This is a genomic window from Methylocystis suflitae (assembly GCF_024448135.1).
Lineage (GTDB): Bacteria > Pseudomonadota > Alphaproteobacteria > Rhizobiales > Beijerinckiaceae > Methylocystis > Methylocystis suflitae.
The window spans coordinates 1-1,046 of record NZ_JAMRYX010000197.1; the positions used below are offsets into that span (position 1 = coordinate 1).

General features: G+C 63.7%; 1 protein-coding gene. It reads left to right on the forward strand.

Annotated features, from left to right (window positions below):
- Positions 1-31 precede the first annotated feature (31 nt).
- Positions 32-1,046: IS66 family transposase (gene tnpC, locus NEI07_RS15100; protein ID WP_256035651.1), on the forward strand; the 1,015-nt coding region annotated here is incomplete at its 3' end.

The following is a 1,046-nucleotide window of genomic DNA, read 5'->3' on the forward strand; positions in this document are numbered from 1 at the left end:
GTTGCCGGCTCATCTTCCGCGCATTGAGCGCGTGATCGAACCGCGAAGCACACTGTGTCCCTGCGGTTGCGGCCCGATGACGATGATTGGCGAGGATGTCTCCGAGCGTCTCGATGTGATCCCGGCCCAGTTCCGCGTGTTGGTGACGCGTCGCCCGAAATATGCGTGCCGCCGTTGCTCGAGCGCCGTGGCGCAGGCGCATGCGCCCGAGCATGTCGTGCCCGGTGGCCTGCCGACTGAAGCGCTGATCGCCCAGGTCATTGTCGCGAAGTTTGGCGATCACCTGCCATTTTATCGGCAGGCCGAAATCTACGCCCGCCAAGGCGTCGTTCTGGATCGGGCGACGCTCGGCAATTGGGCGGGTCGCGCCTGCTTTCATCTCCAGCCGATCGCTGATCACATGTCCAAGCGCCTGGCCTTTGCGGATCGGGTCTTCATGGACGAAACGACGGCTCCGGTTCTCGATCCCGGACGTCGTCGAACGAAGAAGGGCTTCTTCTGGGCGATCGCGTCGGATGATCGCGGGCATGGTGGGACGGATCCGCCGGTCGTGCTTTTCCGATACGCGCCAGGGCGCGGCGGCGCACATGCCGAGCGGTTCCTGCGTGGCTATCGCGGGCGTTATCTGCAATGCGACGGCTATGACGGCTATGAGCTTCTCACGCGAATACAGCGCGATGAGGGTCCATGGACGCTGGTCCATTGCTGGAGCCATTTGCGGCGCCGCTTCGTCAAGCTCATGCGCAATACAAAATCCCCGATCGCGGAGACGGCGGTCCGCCATATCGCCGCGCTCTACGCCATCGAAGCCGACATACGTGGCTGCGCGCCGGAAGCGCGGCTGGCGATGCGTAAGAAGCTTTCCGCGCCCATCGTCGAAGCCTTGAAACCGTGGTTCGAGAAGCAACTGTCGCTGATCTCGTCAGGCTCCACGTTGGCCACGGACATCCGCTACGCGCTGAGCCACTGGGCCGGTCTCACCAGGTTCCTGGAGGACGGCCGCCTCGAGCTGGATACGAACCCGGTCGAAAACGCCATCAGACCCG